15 protein-coding genes are annotated in these 15393 nt (G+C 63.0%); 5 read left to right on the top strand and 10 right to left on the bottom strand.

What is annotated here, in order from left to right; genetic code table 11:
- Window positions 1-66: 66 nt before the first annotated feature.
- Complete coding sequence (locus tag FIU94_RS19630; protein WP_152467500.1) at window positions 67-1122, bottom strand: ABC transporter substrate-binding protein; 1056 nt, start codon at window positions 1120-1122, stop codon at window positions 67-69.
- Window positions 1123-1143: 21 nt separating this feature from the next.
- Entirely contained in the window at window positions 1144-2160 is a 1017-nt protein-coding gene (locus tag FIU94_RS19635; RefSeq protein ID WP_254702702.1) for an ABC transporter ATP-binding protein, read from the bottom strand.
- Window positions 2161-2288: 128 nt separating this feature from the next.
- Between FIU94_RS19635 and FIU94_RS19640 the strand changes: the two genes are divergently transcribed.
- Window positions 2289-3035: a TetR/AcrR family transcriptional regulator gene (locus FIU94_RS19640; RefSeq protein ID WP_172975974.1), complete on the top strand. Its 747-nt coding sequence runs from the start codon at window positions 2289-2291 to the stop codon at window positions 3033-3035.
- 6 nt (window positions 3036-3041) lie between these two features.
- Here FIU94_RS19640 and FIU94_RS19645 read toward each other — a convergent pair whose 3' ends face one another.
- The 7 genes from FIU94_RS19645 to ugpA form a co-directional block, all read right to left on the bottom strand.
- Window positions 3042-3896, bottom strand: coding sequence for an ABC transporter permease (locus FIU94_RS19645; protein WP_152467503.1), 855 nt, complete (start codon window positions 3894-3896; stop codon window positions 3042-3044).
- Window positions 3893-4762, bottom strand: a complete 870-nt coding sequence (locus tag FIU94_RS19650; protein WP_152467504.1) for an ABC transporter permease — start codon at window positions 4760-4762, stop codon at window positions 3893-3895. The genes FIU94_RS19645 and FIU94_RS19650 overlap by 4 nt, the downstream gene beginning before the upstream one ends.
- Window positions 4749-5843 carry an ABC transporter ATP-binding protein gene (locus FIU94_RS19655; RefSeq protein ID WP_152467505.1) on the bottom strand — a complete coding sequence of 365 codons (1095 nt, stop codon included), beginning with the start codon at window positions 5841-5843 and terminating at the stop codon, window positions 4749-4751. The genes FIU94_RS19650 and FIU94_RS19655 overlap by 14 nt, the downstream gene beginning before the upstream one ends.
- Before the next feature lie 66 nt (window positions 5844-5909).
- Window positions 5910-6962: an extracellular solute-binding protein gene (locus FIU94_RS19660; RefSeq protein WP_152467506.1), complete on the bottom strand. Its 1053-nt coding sequence runs from the start codon at window positions 6960-6962 to the stop codon at window positions 5910-5912.
- Window positions 6963-7072: 110 nt separating this feature from the next.
- Window positions 7073-8074, bottom strand: coding sequence for a sn-glycerol-3-phosphate ABC transporter ATP-binding protein UgpC (gene ugpC, locus FIU94_RS19665; RefSeq protein ID WP_152467507.1), 1002 nt, complete (start codon window positions 8072-8074; stop codon window positions 7073-7075).
- Window positions 8075-8077: 3 nt separating this feature from the next.
- Window positions 8078-8914, bottom strand: a complete 837-nt coding sequence (ugpE, locus tag FIU94_RS19670) for a sn-glycerol-3-phosphate ABC transporter permease UgpE (protein ID WP_152467508.1) — start codon at window positions 8912-8914, stop codon at window positions 8078-8080.
- Window positions 8915-8922: 8 nt separating this feature from the next.
- Window positions 8923-9804: a sn-glycerol-3-phosphate ABC transporter permease UgpA gene (ugpA, locus tag FIU94_RS19675; protein WP_152467509.1), complete on the bottom strand. Its 882-nt coding sequence runs from the start codon at window positions 9802-9804 to the stop codon at window positions 8923-8925.
- 51 nt (window positions 9805-9855) lie between these two features.
- Here ugpA and FIU94_RS19680 point away from each other — a divergent pair, with 51 nt between their 5' ends.
- A complete protein-coding gene (locus tag FIU94_RS19680) occupies window positions 9856-10131 on the top strand; it encodes a hypothetical protein (protein ID WP_152467510.1) in 276 nt (91 codons plus the stop codon).
- On the top strand, window positions 10115-10468 hold the full coding sequence (locus FIU94_RS19685; RefSeq protein WP_152467511.1) for a type II toxin-antitoxin system RelE/ParE family toxin: 354 nt from the start codon (window positions 10115-10117) through the stop codon (window positions 10466-10468). The genes FIU94_RS19680 and FIU94_RS19685 overlap by 17 nt, the downstream gene beginning before the upstream one ends.
- A gap of 18 nt (window positions 10469-10486) precedes the next feature.
- Here the strand turns inward: FIU94_RS19685 and ugpB are convergent, their stop codons facing one another.
- Window positions 10487-11791: a sn-glycerol-3-phosphate ABC transporter substrate-binding protein UgpB gene (ugpB, locus tag FIU94_RS19690; RefSeq protein WP_152467543.1), complete on the bottom strand. Its 1305-nt coding sequence runs from the start codon at window positions 11789-11791 to the stop codon at window positions 10487-10489.
- Between the two features lie 281 nt (window positions 11792-12072).
- Here ugpB and FIU94_RS19695 point away from each other — a divergent pair, with 281 nt between their 5' ends.
- Both FIU94_RS19695 and FIU94_RS19700 read left to right on the top strand, forming a co-directional pair.
- Window positions 12073-13731, top strand: coding sequence for a Na/Pi cotransporter family protein (locus FIU94_RS19695; RefSeq protein ID WP_172975975.1), 1659 nt, complete (start codon window positions 12073-12075; stop codon window positions 13729-13731).
- Window positions 13732-13868: 137 nt separating this feature from the next.
- On the top strand, window positions 13869-15362 hold the full coding sequence (locus FIU94_RS19700; protein ID WP_152467513.1) for an ABC transporter substrate-binding protein: 1494 nt from the start codon (window positions 13869-13871) through the stop codon (window positions 15360-15362).
- The last annotated feature ends 31 nt before the right edge of the window (window positions 15363-15393 follow it).

Consider the following 15393-nt stretch of genomic DNA (forward strand, 5'->3'; position numbering starts at 1 on the left):
CCGCGCGCACCCCGGATCGGACCCATGACGGCGGAACGGGCTTTGCCCCCACCGCCGCCGGAGCGGTTACTCAAGCAGCCATTCGTCGAAGCGTTCGCGAATTTCATCGAGGTTTTCGGCCCAGAACGTATCGTCGGCGACGAACTGCACATCCGCGTTTGCCGGGTAGGTCGGCATCGTCTTGGCCACGTCCTCGGGCATCGCGTCAAAGAGACCCGGCGCGAAGTTCGGATAGGGCAGCTGCTTGACGTACTCCAGCTCAAGGTCGGGGCGCATGGTGCGCACGCGGATCCAGTCGTGCGCCGCCTCGTAGTTCGGGGCGTTCTTCGGAATGCCCACATAGCTGGTGTGCAACGCACCGCCGTTCCAGACGATCTCGGCCGGGATGCCGCTTTCCTGCAGCTTGGCCACGCGCCCGTTATAGGTGCTGGAATAGAACACCTCGCCATCGGACAACAGCTGCACCGACTGCGCGCCAGAGGACCACCAGACCGGGATGTGCGGCTTGATCTCGTCCAGCTTGGCAAAGGCCCGGTCCAGGCCCTCTTCGGTGCCGAGAACATCATAGAGGTCTTCGCGCGCCACGCCATCGGCCAAGAGGGCGAATTCCAGCGTGTACTGCGGTTGCGGGTTCAAAGACCGCGGGCCGGGGAACGTCTCCACGTCCCAGAAGTCCGCCCAGCTTTCCATCTTCTTGCCCTCGGGGTTCTTGTCCGTCCGCTGCACCAGCACGGTGGAATAGGCGGCGGCAACGACACCGAATTCCTTCTTGGCCTGTTCGGGCAGTTCGCCGTCGGGGTCCAGAAGGTCATAGTCGATGGGGGCCAGCAGGCCGTCCTTTACCCCGATGGGGTAGCTCGCCGCCGAGACCTCCATCGCGTCGTACAGCATCTTTCCGCTGGCCAGCATCGTGCGAACCTCCAGCAGGATATTGCTTTCAGCGGCGATGAACTTCGTGCTCCAGCCGGTCGCTTCTTCGTAGGCGGGCAGGAACACCTTCTCGGTGATCTCCTTGACCACACCGCCAGAGCCGGCGATCGTCAGGACCTTGTCCTGGGCAAATGCAGGCTGGGCCAGCGCCAGCAGCGCCGCCGTGCCGATTGCGAATTTCGTATGTTTCATTTCACTCCTCCTTGGTGGGGGTCACGCCGTATCGAGCGCAACCGGGACGGCATCATTGGGGTCAAAGCCAAGCCTGACCTGGTCGCCGCTTTTCATCAGGCCGCTGCCCGGACCCCTGTGATCCTGAAAGACAAGCGGCGCGCCACCGGACGATACGGCAGCGTATTGAACATGATCGCCCTTGAAGATGACCTCGGTCAGCCGGGCATCAAAGGCCAGTGACCCGTCCTGCGACGCATCCACCGGCCTGATTTTCTCGGGGCGGACGGAAAGCCCGGTCCGCGCCGGGTCCCTGTCCGCGATGGCGGGCAACCGACAGTCCAGACCCGCGATCTCCCAGGCGCCGCCCTGCGCCGCGTCAATGCGGAACAGATTGGTATTGCCGATAAACTCGGCCACATACTGGGAATTGGGGCGGTCGTAGATTTCCTTGGGGCTGCCGACCTGTGCGATCCGGCCTGCCCGCATCACGGCGACACGGTCCGACAGGGTCAGCGCCTCGCCCTGGTCATGGGTGACAAAGATGATCGTGCAGCCGATCTGCGCGTGGTATCGTTTGATCTCAAGCTGCATCTGCTCGCGCAGCTTCAGGTCCAGCGCGCTCAGCGGTTCGTCCATCAGCAGCACCGGCGGATCAAAGACCACCGCACGCGCAAAGGCGACGCGCTGGCGCTGTCCGCCCGACAGCTCGTTCGGCATCCGCGCGGCGAAATCCGACAGGTGCACCATCTCAAGCGCCTCGCCGACCTTGCGTTTCAGCGTGTCCCCGCCCACGCCCCGCAGGCGCAGCGGAAAGGCGACATTCTCGAACACGCTCAGGTGGGGGAACAGCGAATAGCTTTGAAAGACCATGCCGACGTTGCGCTTTTCCGGCGGCAGCCCGCCCACCGACCGGTCGCCGATGAACACCTCGCCCTCGGTCGCATCGGCAAAGCCCGCCAGAATGTTCAGCGCCGTCGTCTTGCCGGACCCCGAAGGCCCCAGGAAGGTGACAAATTCTCCCGGCGCCACGTCCAGGTCGAATTTGTCCAGCGCCATAACCCGGCCGTACCTCTTGGTGACATTTTCAAAGCGGGGGCCTGCATTTGCCATTTCTATTGCAACTCTCTCGGGTTAATATGACACTAATGTCATTTATGACACTACCGTCAGTTTTTGGTGAGTCAATGGATAAGTTTATCGTTCTTGAAACGGACCATCCGCTGTCGGATAAGGCGTCGATGGAACCTGTCGAAGCCCCCAGCCTGATCGAGATCCTTGATGCGCGCGCCGAAAACGCGCGCGACCGGCCGAAACGGCAGCGCACCCGCCTGGCATTGCTGGCAGCCACCGCGCACGAGCTGGAGGAAAACGGTTATTCCAAGCTGACCATCGAGGGGATCGTGAAGCGCGCCGGGCTGGCGCGGGGGACATTCTATCTCTACTTTCCGAACCGCGCGGAGGCAGCGGTCGCCGTGCGCCGCAGCTTTACCGCAACCCTGCGCAAGCTTCGCCCGCGCGGGGCAGGCAGCTTGTCGCGACGCGACGCCATCTACCGGATGAACCGTTTCTACGTGGCCTTCTATGCCAGCAACGCCCGCCTGCTGGCCGGCAACAGCGCCCTGTTCAACGACCGGCCCGACCTCGTCGCGTCACGAGATGCCATCAACCACCGCTGGGCCATCATCCTGCTGCGCGACATTCGCAGGCGCGAGCCGGACTGCTGGTTCCTCGACGTCGATGAAAGCAAGGCGCTGCTTGCCTTGCGCTTTGTCATCCTGATGGCGGACGAGGCGCTGAAGATGACCTATATCGACCCGCCGCCCTCCATCCGCGAGCTGGGCCAGACACAGGAACATGTGACCGAGGTGCTGACAACGCTCTGGTACAGATGCATCTACGGTCGCGACACGGATATGCCGACGCCGGTCTGACTGCCGCTAATCCCCGCGCCGTTGCATCAGCAGCGACACCAGTCCCAGCACCGCGGACAGCACGATCAGCAGCAGGGACACCGCGTTCAGCACCGGGGTCGACCCCAGCTTGAGCCGGTCGAACATGGTAATCGTCAGCGGCGCGTCCGACCCCACCAGCATCAGCGTCGTGTTGAAGTTCTCGAAACTCATCAGAACCGCCACCACCGCCGCGGCCCCCATCGCGGGGTAAAGGAACGGCAGCGTGATCGCCCGCACGGCACCCCAGCGGGTCGCGCCCAGGTTCAACGCCGCCTCCTCCAGCGCCGGATCGAACTTTTGCAACCGGGCCGAGATGACCAGAGTCGCAAACGTCGTGATGAAGGAAAACTGCCCCAGCACCACCAGGATCAGACCGGGCCGCAACCCGTCGAACCACAGGCCCGTCGCATCCTCCAGCGTGTTCGCGACAGACGAGGAAAACACCAGGATCGAAATCCCCAGGATGATGCCGGGTATGATCAGCGGCAGCAGCATCAGGATATAGAGAATACCCTTGCCCGGAAAATCGTGCCGCACGAACAGGAACGCATTGCAGGTGCCCACAGCCACCGAAAGCAACGCCACCCAGAAGGCGACGATGCCCGACGTCACGATGGACCGCAGGATCGGCCGTTCGTGAAAGACCCCGATATAGGGCGCCTCATCACCAAAGAACCAGGCCCAGGTGAACCCCTCCCACGGGAGCGAGGGAAAGACCGAATCGTTGAAGGCAAAGACGCAGACAGTGACCAGCGGAAGCGCCAGAAACAGAAAGAACAGCGCCACATAGGCCCGGTAGGTCCACTTGAACGCGCCGCTCTGGGGGATGCCTGTGATCATGCCTGCCCCATGGTTTTTCCCAGCGATTGGCGGGTTAGCTTCAGCCCCAGGAAAACGATGACCGAAGACAGGGCCAGCAGCAGGAAGCCAAAGGCCGACCCCAGCTCCCAGTTGAAGCGCGTGATGAACTGGCTGTAGATCAGCCCGGTGAACCACAGGCTGTCCTTGCCACCCAGCAGGATCGGCGTCAGGTAGTTGCCAAGGCTCAGCATGAACACCACGATGCAGCCCGACACGATGCCCGGCATGGCATGGGGGATCACGATCTCGCGCAGGATGGCGACGCCGCTGGCACCCAGGTCATAGCCCGCTTCGATCAGGCTGTCGTCCAGGCTGTCCAGCGTCGTGACCAGGGGCACCACCATGAACAGCATCGAGGTATAGACAAGCCCCACCATGATCGCGGCGTCATTGTACAGCATCTCGACCGGGGCATCGGCCAGCCCCACGTATTGCAGCAGGTTGGAAAAGATGCCCGTCTCGCGCAGCAGGATCATCCAGCCGAAGGTGCGCACCAGCTCGCTGACCCAGAACGGGATCAGGCACATCAGGAACAGCGTCGTCTTGCTGCGCCCGCGGGTCAGCTTGGCGATGTAATAGGCGATGGGAAAGCCGATCAGCAGCGTCAGCACCGTCGCCGCGATGGACATATAGGCGGTGCGCGCGAAAGTGTTCCAGTAAAGCGGCTCGTTGAAGAACACCGCGTAGTTGGCAAAGCTGGTTTCATATTCCCGCACGCCGACCTTTTCGCGCAGCGATACGATGAACATCCCCACATGCGGCAGGATGATCAGCGTCACCAGCCACAGCAACAGCGGCGCCAGCAATAGATAGAATGTCGGCTTTGACCGGTCAGCCACGGGCATAGACCCGCGTCTGGTCCGGATCCCAGCGGTAGTGCAGCGTATCGCCCTTGTTCAGATCGCGGAACTCGCCCGTCTGCGGCAGCGCGACGGTGATCTCCGCCCCGCTTTGCCCGTCGCGCAAAAGCACATGGGAATTGGCGCCATTGAACAGCACGTTCTGCACCGTCCCCGCGCCGGTGTTGCCGTCCATCTCTCCAGCGGTCCGCGACAGGCGCACGGCCTCGGGCCGGACAAAGACCTCCGCCCGATCGCCACGCGCCAGCCCCCCTGCCGCCGCCACGCCACGCAGGGGCTGTCCTGCCTCCGTCCTCAGGGTCAGCAGTCCCGCGCCCGCGTCCTCGACGGTGGCCGCGATGCGGTTCGCCTCGCCCACGAACCCGGCGACAAAGGCGGTCTTTGGTTCGTAATACAGCTCTTTCGCCGTGCCCACCTGTTCAAAGACACCGTGGTTCATCACCGCGATCTGGTCGGACATCACCAGCGCCTCGGACTGGTCGTGCGTGATGTAAACGAACGTGGTGTTGAATTCCGACTGAAGCTGTTTCAGTTCGATCTTCATATGTTCGCGCAGCTTCAGGTCCAGCGCGCCCAAGGGTTCGTCCAGCAACAGCACATCCGGTTCCAGCACCATGCAGCGGGCGATGGCCACGCGCTGTTTCTGGCCGCCCGATAGCGAACTGACCGCCCGGTCGGCGACACCGGCCAGCCCCACACGCTCCAGCACCCGCTCGACCTGTTTCCTCACATCCGTCTTGTTCACCCCGCGCTGGCGCAGGCCAAAGCCGACATTGGCCCCGATGTTCATCATCGGGAAGAGGGCCAGGTGCTGAAACACCATCGACACGGGCCGCTTGTTCGGCGGCACGTCCACCACCGACCGCCCCTTGATCAACAGATCCCCGCTCGACGGTTTCTGGAACCCTGCGATCATCCGCAACAGGGTCGTCTTGCCACAGCCCGACGGCCCCAGGATGGAAAAGAACTTGCCCTGCGGGACACTGAAACTCACGTGGTCGACAGCCTTGAAATCATCGAAGCTCTTCGAGATGTCGCGACATTCGAGGTCGGGTGTTGCACTCATGCGGGGGGCCTTCAACAAAAGTGGGAAGCGCGGGTGCCGCGCTTCCCTGCATCACTTCAGCGCGGATCAGTTGGCCGCGTTGATCCGGTCCAGCGCGGCACCTTCCAGCGCCTCCAGCCCGGCGGGCACCGGCGGATACCACTTGATGTTGTCGATGGCTTCCTGCGGGAAGCTGGCCTGATACTTGGCCTTCAGCGCATCATCGACATTCGCATCGCCGCCCTTGGACGCGGTGAAGTTGCCGGCAGAGGCCGTGATCATCGCCGCGATTTCGGGTTTCATGACGAAGTTGATCCAGTCATAGGCGGCATCGTCCGCGCGGCCGCGCGAGGGCAGAACGAAGGTGTCGATCCATCCCAGCGCCCCGGATGCGGGCGCGACAAAGGTGATGTCCTGATTGTCGTCGTTCAGCTGCCAGCCGCCGGTGTCCCACGCCATCGACGCCACGACCTCACCCGACCGCAGCAGGTTCTTCAGCTCGTCCCCGCCGTCCCAGTAGGTTTTGACGTTGGGCTTGCAGTCCACCAGCTTGGCTTCGACCTGATCGAGAATGTCCTTGTAGGCCGCTTCGTCGCCGTAGGCCGCAAACGGGTCGAGACCCATGGCATAGGCAAAGCCGATCAGCGTCGGACGCTTCAGCCGGTAGGACACCTTGCCCGATACGTCTTCGTTGCACAGATCGGTGTAGTCCTTGACGTCACCCGCTTCGGCCGTGTTCACCACCAGACCCGATGTGCCCCAGACGTGCGGCACGCCATAGACGTCGCCGCCCACGGTGGTGTTGCCCTTGGTCGCCTCCAGCATGGAGGGGATGAACAGGCTCTCGTCGATCTTGGACATGTCCAGCGGCTTGTAGATGCCGAATTCGGCCTGCGGACCCGCGATGCGGTCCTGGCTGGGTTGCGCCAGGTCAAAGCCGCCGCCATTGGTCGCGCGCAGCTTGGCGATCATTTCCTCGTTGTTCGACTTGGTGACTTCAACGGTATGGCCGGTCTCGGCCTCGAACATCTCGATCACGTTCTCGGGCGCATAGCCGCCCCAGGTCAAAAGCCGCAGCGTGTCCGCCTGCGCGGTCGAGCACAGCGCAACGGCAGCAACGGTTGTCAGAATGGTTTTCATGTTTCTTCTCCAAATTGTGCCAGTGCGGGCAGGCCGCACCCGGCGTCCCGCGTCGTAGTGCGCTGATGTGACAGCGACATGACAGCAGGACCGGTCCCCATCCGGCCAGATCAGCACCGTCTGCCGTCCGAGTCAAAGAATATCCGATCCGCATCCTTCCAGTTCAGGTGCACGGCGGCGCCTTCTTCGGGCAAGGGCACGGTCGCGTCCTGCCGGACGGTGGCGCGGGTCCCGTCGGCCAGGTCCACATGCACCAGCGTCTCCGCCCCCAATGCCTCGTTGTAGATCGCGGTCGCCGGGGTCCCCTGCCCCGCCAGCACCATGTTCTCCGGCCGGACGCCCAGCGTCCTTGCCCCCTCCGGCGCATCCGTCGCCAGACCGGCACGCAGGAAATTCATCGGCGGCGAGCCGATGAAACCGGCGACAAATTCGGTCTGCGGGTTCGCATAGACCTCCAGCGGCGCGCCGATCTGGTCCGCGCGGCCCGCGTTCATCACGATCATCCGGTCGGCCAGCGTCATCGCCTCTACCTGATCATGCGTCACATACAGCGACGTGACCCCCAGCCGCCGCTGCAACTGCTTGATCTCCAGCCGCATCTGCACCCGCAGCTTGGCGTCCAGGTTCGACAACGGTTCGTCGAACAGAAACGCCGAGGGCTTGCGCACGATGGCGCGGCCCATGGCCACGCGCTGGCGCTGCCCGCCGGACAATTCGCGCGGCCGCCGTTTCAGGTAATCGCCCAGCTGCAACAGCGCCGCCGCCTCGTTCACGCGCTCGGCAATCTCGGCCTTGGGGGTGCCCGCGATCTTCAGCCCATAGGCCATGTTGTCGAAGACCGACATATGCGGATAAAGCGCGTAGTTCTGGAAAACCATCGCGATGTCCCGCTCCATCGGCTCGCGTTCGTTCACCCGCGCGCCACCGATCCGCACCTCGCCCTCGGTCACGGTCTCCAGCCCCGCCACCATGCGCAACAGGGTGGACTTGCCGCAGCCCGACGGCCCGACGATCACGATGAACTCGCCATCCTCGATCTCCATGTCGATCCCGTGGATCACCTCGGTCTTGCCGAATGTCTTCTTGATGCCGTCCAGGCTGACTGTCGCCATTTCCTATTTCTCACTGTCTACGAGGCCGCGGATGAACAGCTTTTGCATGCTGATCACCACGATGACCGGCGGGATCATCGCCAGGATGGAAGTTGCCATGATCACCGGCCAATCGGCGATGTCGTCGCCGCTGGGGAACATCTGCTTGATGCCCATGACGATGGTGTTCATCGACGGATCGGTCGTGATCAGCAGCGGCCAGAGGTACTGGTTCCAGCCATAGATGAACAGGATCACGAACAGCGCCGCGATGTTCGTGCGGCTCATCGGCAGCAGGATGTCCCAGAAGAACCGCATCGGTTTCGCCCCGTCCACGCGCGCCGCCTCGGCCAGTTCGTCCGGCACGGTCATGAAGAATTGCCGGAACAGGAAGGTCGCCGTGGCGCTGGCGATCAGCGGAAAGATCAGCCCGGAATAGCTGTTCAGCATGCCGAAGTTCGCCACGACCTCGTAGGTCGGCACGATGCGCACTTCGACCGGCAGCATCAGCGTCAGGAAGATCAGCCAGAAGAACAGGCGCCGCCCCGGAAACTTGAAATATACAATCGCGAAGGCCGACAGCAGCGAGATCACGATCTTGCCAATGGTGATCCCCAGCGCCATGACCAGCGAATTCAGCATCATGAGCGCCACCGGCGCATTGATGCCGGACACCAGCGCCTTGCGGTAGTTTTCAAAGAACTGGTCGCCCGGCAGCAACGGCATGGGCGGCTTCACGATCTCGGGTTGCGACACTGTCGAGGCGACGAAGGCCAGCCAGATCGGGAAAAAGATGAACAACAGCCCGATGATCAGCCCCAGGTGGGTCATCCAATGCCCGAAACCGCGTTTCTCGACCATGCCCGCCATCAGTAATGCACCCGTCGTTCGATGAATTTGAACTGTACGATGGTCAACGCCCCGACGATCAGCAGCAGGATCACCGATTGCGCCGCCGACGATCCAAGGTCCTGCCCCACAAAGCCGTCCTTGTAGACCTTGTAGACCAGGATCGTGGTCGATTGCTGCGGCCCGCCGCTGGTGATCGTATGGATCACGCCGAAGGTCTCGAAGAAGGCATAGACGATGTTCACCACCAGCAGGAAGAACGTCGTCGGCGACAGCAGCGGCCAGACGATGGTGCGAAACCGGGTCCAGAACCGCGCGCCATCAATCGCCGCCGCCTCGATCACGCTGCGCGGAATTGCCTGCAGCCCCGCCAGGAAGAACAGGAAGTTGTAGCTGATCCGCCCCCAGGCGGAGGCGATGACGACAAGGGTCATCGCCTCGTCCCCGTTCAGCACGTGGTTCCAGTCATAGCCCATCATGCCGAGGTACCATGTCACCACGCCCACCCGCGTATTGAACATGAACAGCCACAGAACCCCGGCCACGGCGGGCGCCACCGCATAGGGCCAGATCAACAGCGTCCGGTACACGCCAGAGCCCTTGATCAGCCGGTCCGCCAGCACCGCAAGGTAGAGCGCCACGCCCATCGACACCACGGTGACGGCGATGGAAAAGATCGCGGTGGTGACGAAACTGGCGCGGTAATAGGAATTGCCCAGCAGGTATTCGAAATTGCCAAGGCCCACGTATTGCATGGACAGGCCAAAGGGATCCGGGATGAACAGCGATTGCCAGACCGCCTGCCCCGCCGGGTAGAAGAAGAAAACCGCCGTGATGATCATCTGCGGCAGGACCAGCAGCAGCGGCAGCCAGATGCCTTTGAAGGTGACGCGCTTTTCCATCACTTGACTCCGGTGCGACTGGGTAGCACCTTAACGCAAAGGAGTTCCGCCATGACCGTCAAGATTTCAGTCTCCATTTCGGATCAGCAGGCCGAATACGCCCGCAAGCAAGTGGCCGAGGGCCGGTTTTCGTCCACCTCCGCCGTGATCCAGCAGGCGCTTGAGGCCAAGCGCCGCGAAGACGAAGAATACGAGGCGTGGAAATCGGGCTTCTTCCAGATGCTCGACAAGCGCGCAAACGAGCCAACCATTTCAGGTGAGGAGTTCGAAAACCGCGTGGCTGCAATGCTTGCTCGGAAAAGGCAGACATATGGCCTGGACGGTTGAGTTTCGTCCATCTGCCGAGAACGATATCGCACTCATATTCGATCATTTGGTCCAGTCGCATCTCGATTTTGGCCATGACACCGCATCCGCAATCTCTCTTGCAAGCGGGCGCATCAATTCCATTGTCCAGAACCGCCAACGGATCGCGGTCGCACCGGAACGTGGCGGCCGCATCCTCAACAATAATCACACATACCGCCACCTTACCATCGAGCGAACAATCTACTGGTTCACCCTCGACAAGGTGCGCCAGATCATCCAGATCGAAGCGATCTTTCACGGTGGGCAGGATCATCTGCAACACATGCTCGCACGGCTGACCGGGAAGGAGCCCTGAGGCCCCTTCCCGCCCGCTTCAGCGGTTCGCCTGCTCAAAGCGGCGCAGCAGCTCGTCGCCGCGCTGCTTCGCGCTGTCCAGCGCCGCCTGCGCATCCTTGTCACCGGCCCAGACCGCTTCCAGTTCCTCGTCGATGATGCCGCGGATCTGGTCGAAAGACCCCAGCCGCAGACCCTTGGAATTCTCCGTCGGCTCCTTGGCTGTCATCTGCTTCACCGCGATGTCGGTGCCGGGGTTCTCTTCGTAGAAGCCCTGTTCGCGCGTCAGGTCAGCAGCCGCCTGGGTGATCGGCAGATAGCCGGTGTCCTGGTGCCACTTGGCCTGAATTTCAGGCGATGACAGGAAGTTCAGGAACGCCGCCACGCCCTCGTACTCCGCGTCCGACTGGCCGGCCATCACCCAAAGCGACGCGCCGCCAATGATCGTGTTCTGCGGAGCGCCTTCGACGTCCGACCAGTACGGCAGCGGCCGCACATCGAAATCAAAGGTCGCTTCGGACTTGATCCCGGCATATCCGGCAGAGCTTTCGGTAAAGAGCGCGCATTCCCCGCTGCGGAAGTTCGCGCCGCCCTCGTTGCGGCGGCCGGTGTAGATGAACTTGCCGTCCTCCGCCCACTGGCCCATCGTCTCGATGTGCTTGGCCTGTACCGGGCCATTCAGCTCCAGTTCGGTACCCACCCCGCCAAAGCCGTTGGCCTCGGAGGCGAAGGGCACGTTGTGATAGGCGCTGAGGTTCTCAAGGTGGATCCAGCTTTGCCAGGCTGTGACCAGGGGGCAGTCGTTGCCCGACGCCTTGAGCGTGTCCAGCACCTCGCCCACCTGTTCCCAGGTCGTCAGATCCACGTCGGGGTCGATGTCCGCCGCTTCCAGCGCATCGCGGTTCACCCACAGAACGGGCGTGGACGAGTTGAACGGCATCGACAGCATCTGACCGTCGGCGGTGGTGTAATAGCCCTTGACCGACCCGATGAAGGCATCCGGATCGAAATCGGCACCCGCGTCGACCATCACCTCGTAGACCGGTTTGATCGCGCCCTCGGCGGCCATCATCGTTGCGGTACCAACCTCGAACACCATCAGGATGTCCGGCTGTTCGCCCGCGCGGAAGGCCGCGATGCCCGCGTTCAGCGTCTCGGAATAGTTGCCCTTGTGAGTCGCGGTGACCACGTAGTCGGACTGCGATCCGTTGAAGGTTTCGACCTGCTCCGCCACCAGCTCGCCCAGGCGGCCGGTAAAGGCATGCCAGAACTCGATCTCGGTCTGGGCCACGGCAGGTGCCGCCGCCATCATGGCCGCAATACTGGCCATCATCGTATGTCGCATCTTCATTTGGCTTCTCCCCCTCTGGATTGTCGCCGCCAGCGTAGTAGGTCAATGCCCGCGCTGGCAATATATGTTTCAAGTCTCACACCTGGCGCGGTATCTGCCTGTTTCGTAACGGTATTATGACGCGCCCCGGAGTGCCGCGCGATTTTCCGCGTCCCGACTGCCAGCGGTCGGCGGACGGAACTCCGTCGCCTGCGGGGACATCTGGCCTATCGTTACAAACCTGTTACATACCACTTCCGGACAACCCTTCGGACCCCATCGACGAAAGAATACCCTTGCAAGAACCTGCCCTTCTGCCCTTTCTGCTGCACATCGCCGGTGCCGCCGCGCTGCTGATCTGGTCGGTGCGGCTGGTGCGGACCGGGGTCGAGCGGGCCTTTGCCACCCAGTTGCGCCAATCCCTGCGCCACGCCTCGGGCAACCGGGTATTGGCAGCGGGCACCGGCACCCTTGCCGCGATGTTCCTGCAAAGCTCCACCGCCGTCGCGGTGCTGGTCGCGAACTTCGTGGCCAAGGGCAGCCTCGCGCCCGCGATTGGGCTGGCGATCCTGCTGGGGGCGGACGTGGGCTCCGCCGTCGTCTCGCAGATTCTGCTGATCCCGCAGGATTTTCTGGTGCCGCTGCTGCTGCTGGCCGGCGTGGTGCTGTTCCTGCGCGGGCAGTCCGGCACCCTGCGTCAGACCGGGCGCATCCTGATCGGGCTCGCGCTGATCTTTGCGTCCCTCGACATGATCCGGGACGCCACGGCACCGATGGTCGACAGCGCCGGCACTCAGGCGGTCATGGCCTATCTCGGGCGCGACATCTTCACCGCCTTCGCGGTGGGCGCGCTCTTTGCCTGGGCGGTGCATTCCAGCGTCGCGGCGGTCCTGCTGTTTGTGACCCTCGCCGCGCAATCCCTCCTGCCCGTCGAAGGGGCGGCGGCGATGGTGCTGGGGGCGAACCTGGGCGGCGCCTTTATCGCCTATGTGCTGACACTCGCCTCGCCCGCCTCAGCGCGGCAGATGATCTGCGCCAATCTGCTGCTGCGCGGCGGCGGCGCGGCCGTGCTGCTGCTTGTGCTGGCCCAGCGGCCCGACCTGCTGGATTACCTCGGGGCGGACGCCAGCCGCCAGGCGATCAACCTGCACCTGGCGTTCAACGCGGCCCTGGCGCTTGCCGCGCTGGGGCTGATCCACCCGTTTTCCGCGCTCGCCGCCAAGGTGGTGACAAGCGCCCCGGACAGCAACGCCACCACCCTGGCCGAAATCAGTGCGCTCGACCCCCATGCGATGAACCGCCCCGGCCGCGGGCTCGATTCCGCCGCGCGGGAACTGCTGCGCATGGGCCAAAAGATCGAGGGGATGCTGAACGCCACAGGCCCGCTCTATGACCAATGGGATGCCACCGCCGCCACCGCGATCCGCGAACAGGACAAGACGGTCAAGAAGATCCACTTCGAGATCAAGCTCTACCTCGCCCAGCTCGGGCGCGACGGTCTGGACGAGGATCTGGCCAAGCGGTCGATGGAACTGGCGGGCATTTCCACCGCGTTCGAGGCCGCCTCCGACACCATCGTGCGCAGCCTGCTGACCCTTGCCAAGCGCCGCGACAGCGAAGGCTTTGCCTTTTCCGAGGTCGGCCGCCGCGAGATCGGCGATTTTCTCGACCGGGTTCAAGGCAACGTACACCTGGCGCTCAACGTGATGATGAACCAGAACCCGGCAGAGGCGCGCGACCTTGTCGAAGCCAAGGAAAAGGTCCGCGCGGTGGAACAGAAACTGCAACGCAACCACCTGGGCCGTCTGCGCGAAGGGCTGACCGAAAGCATCGAGACCAGCAGCATCCACCAGGAAACACTGCGTTCGCTCAAGCAGATCAACACCTCCTTCTCGATGGTGGGCTACCCGATCCTCGCGCGCACGGGCGACCTTCTGAAAAGCCGGCTCAGCTGATCGCGACAGCCCGATTGCAGCTTTGCGATGTTTTGATGACCTCGTATGCATATGCATTGACCCAGAATGCCGACCCGCGCAAACTGAAGCGGATCGGGGCTGCCGCCCTGCCCCACATCCAGCAAGGAGTTCTGCAGATGCCTGGCTTATCAAAGATCACCGCCCTTTCCGTTCTCGCCCTGACTGCGGGACTGGCCACCGCGCCATTGTCTGCCCTGGCAGATACGCTGCGGGTCGGGCTGCAACAGGAACCCACGTCGCTCGATCCGACGGCGGACGCCACCGCCGCCATCGACGGCATGCTGACGATGAACGTCTATGAATCGCTGACCATCGTGGCCGAGAACGGCGAAGTCGGCCCCAACCTTGCCACCGACTGGACCGTGTCGGACGACGGGCTGACCTATACCTTCACCCTCGCCTCGGGCGTGAAATTTCACGACGGCACCGACTTTGACGCCGAAGATGTGGTGTTCTCCTTCGACCGTGCCATGGCCGAGGACAGCGTGAACCCGTCCAAGGACATCTTCAAACCCATCGCCTCCGTCACCGCGATTGACCCGCAGACTGTCGAGATCAAGCTGAAGAACAAGGACGCCTTCTTCCTGTTCAACATGGGACAGGGCGACAGTTCTATCGTCGCCCCTGAATCTGCGGACACCAACAACACCGATCCCGTCGGCACCGGCCCCTTCAAGATGGACAGCTGGACGCGCGGCGATCGTCTGACGCTGGTCAAGAACGAGGACTACCGCGATGCGGACAGCGTGGCGCTGGACAAGGTGGAGTTCCGCTTCATCTCGGACCCCGCCGCCGCGACCGCCGCGATGATGGCCGAAGAACTGGACGCCTTCCCCGGCTTCCCCGCCCCCGAACTGCTGCCGCAGTTCGAGGCGGATCCGCGCTTTCGCGTCAATGTCGGCTCGACCGAGGGCGAGGTGATCCTAGCGATGAACAACGCCAAGGCGCCTTTCGACAACATCGAGGTGCGCCGCGCCGTGGCCACCGCCATCGACCGGGACGAGATCATCGAAGGCGCGATGTACGGCCAGGCCGTGCCCATCGGCAGCTTCTACCCGCCGCACGGCGCGGCCTATGTGGACCTGACCGGCAAATACCCGCACGACACCGAAAAGGCCAAACAGATGTTCGCCGAGGCGGGCGTCGAAGGCACCACCATGACCCTGCGGGTGCCGCCCTTCCCCTACGCCATGCGCTCGGCCGAGATCATCCAGCAGGAACTGTCCAACGCCGGCATCGACGCCAAGGTCGAGAACGTGGAATGGGGTTTCTGGATCGACGAGGTCTACAAGCAGAAAAACTATGACATGACGATCATCGCCCACACCTCGCCCAATGACATGGGCAACTTCGCGCGCGGGCCCGATTATTTCTACGGCTACGACGACGCCGACTTCACCGCCCTGTGGGAACAGATCGAAACCGAGGCCGACGCCGACAAGCGCAACGAACTGCTGAAACAGGGGCAGGAATATCTGGCCGACCAGTCGGTGCATGCCTTTCTGTTCCAGCTGCCGCTTCTGGGCGTGTTCCGCACCGGGGTCGACGGCTACTGGTCTTCCCAGCCCGTGCTCTACATGCCGCTCAAGGGCGTCAGCAACGCGGGCTGACGCAACCGGCGGCGCGGCAATCGGTCCGCGC

Origin of the sequence: Sulfitobacter sp. THAF37, assembly GCF_009363555.1 — a bacterium.
Classification (GTDB): Bacteria; Pseudomonadota; Alphaproteobacteria; order Rhodobacterales; family Rhodobacteraceae; genus Sulfitobacter.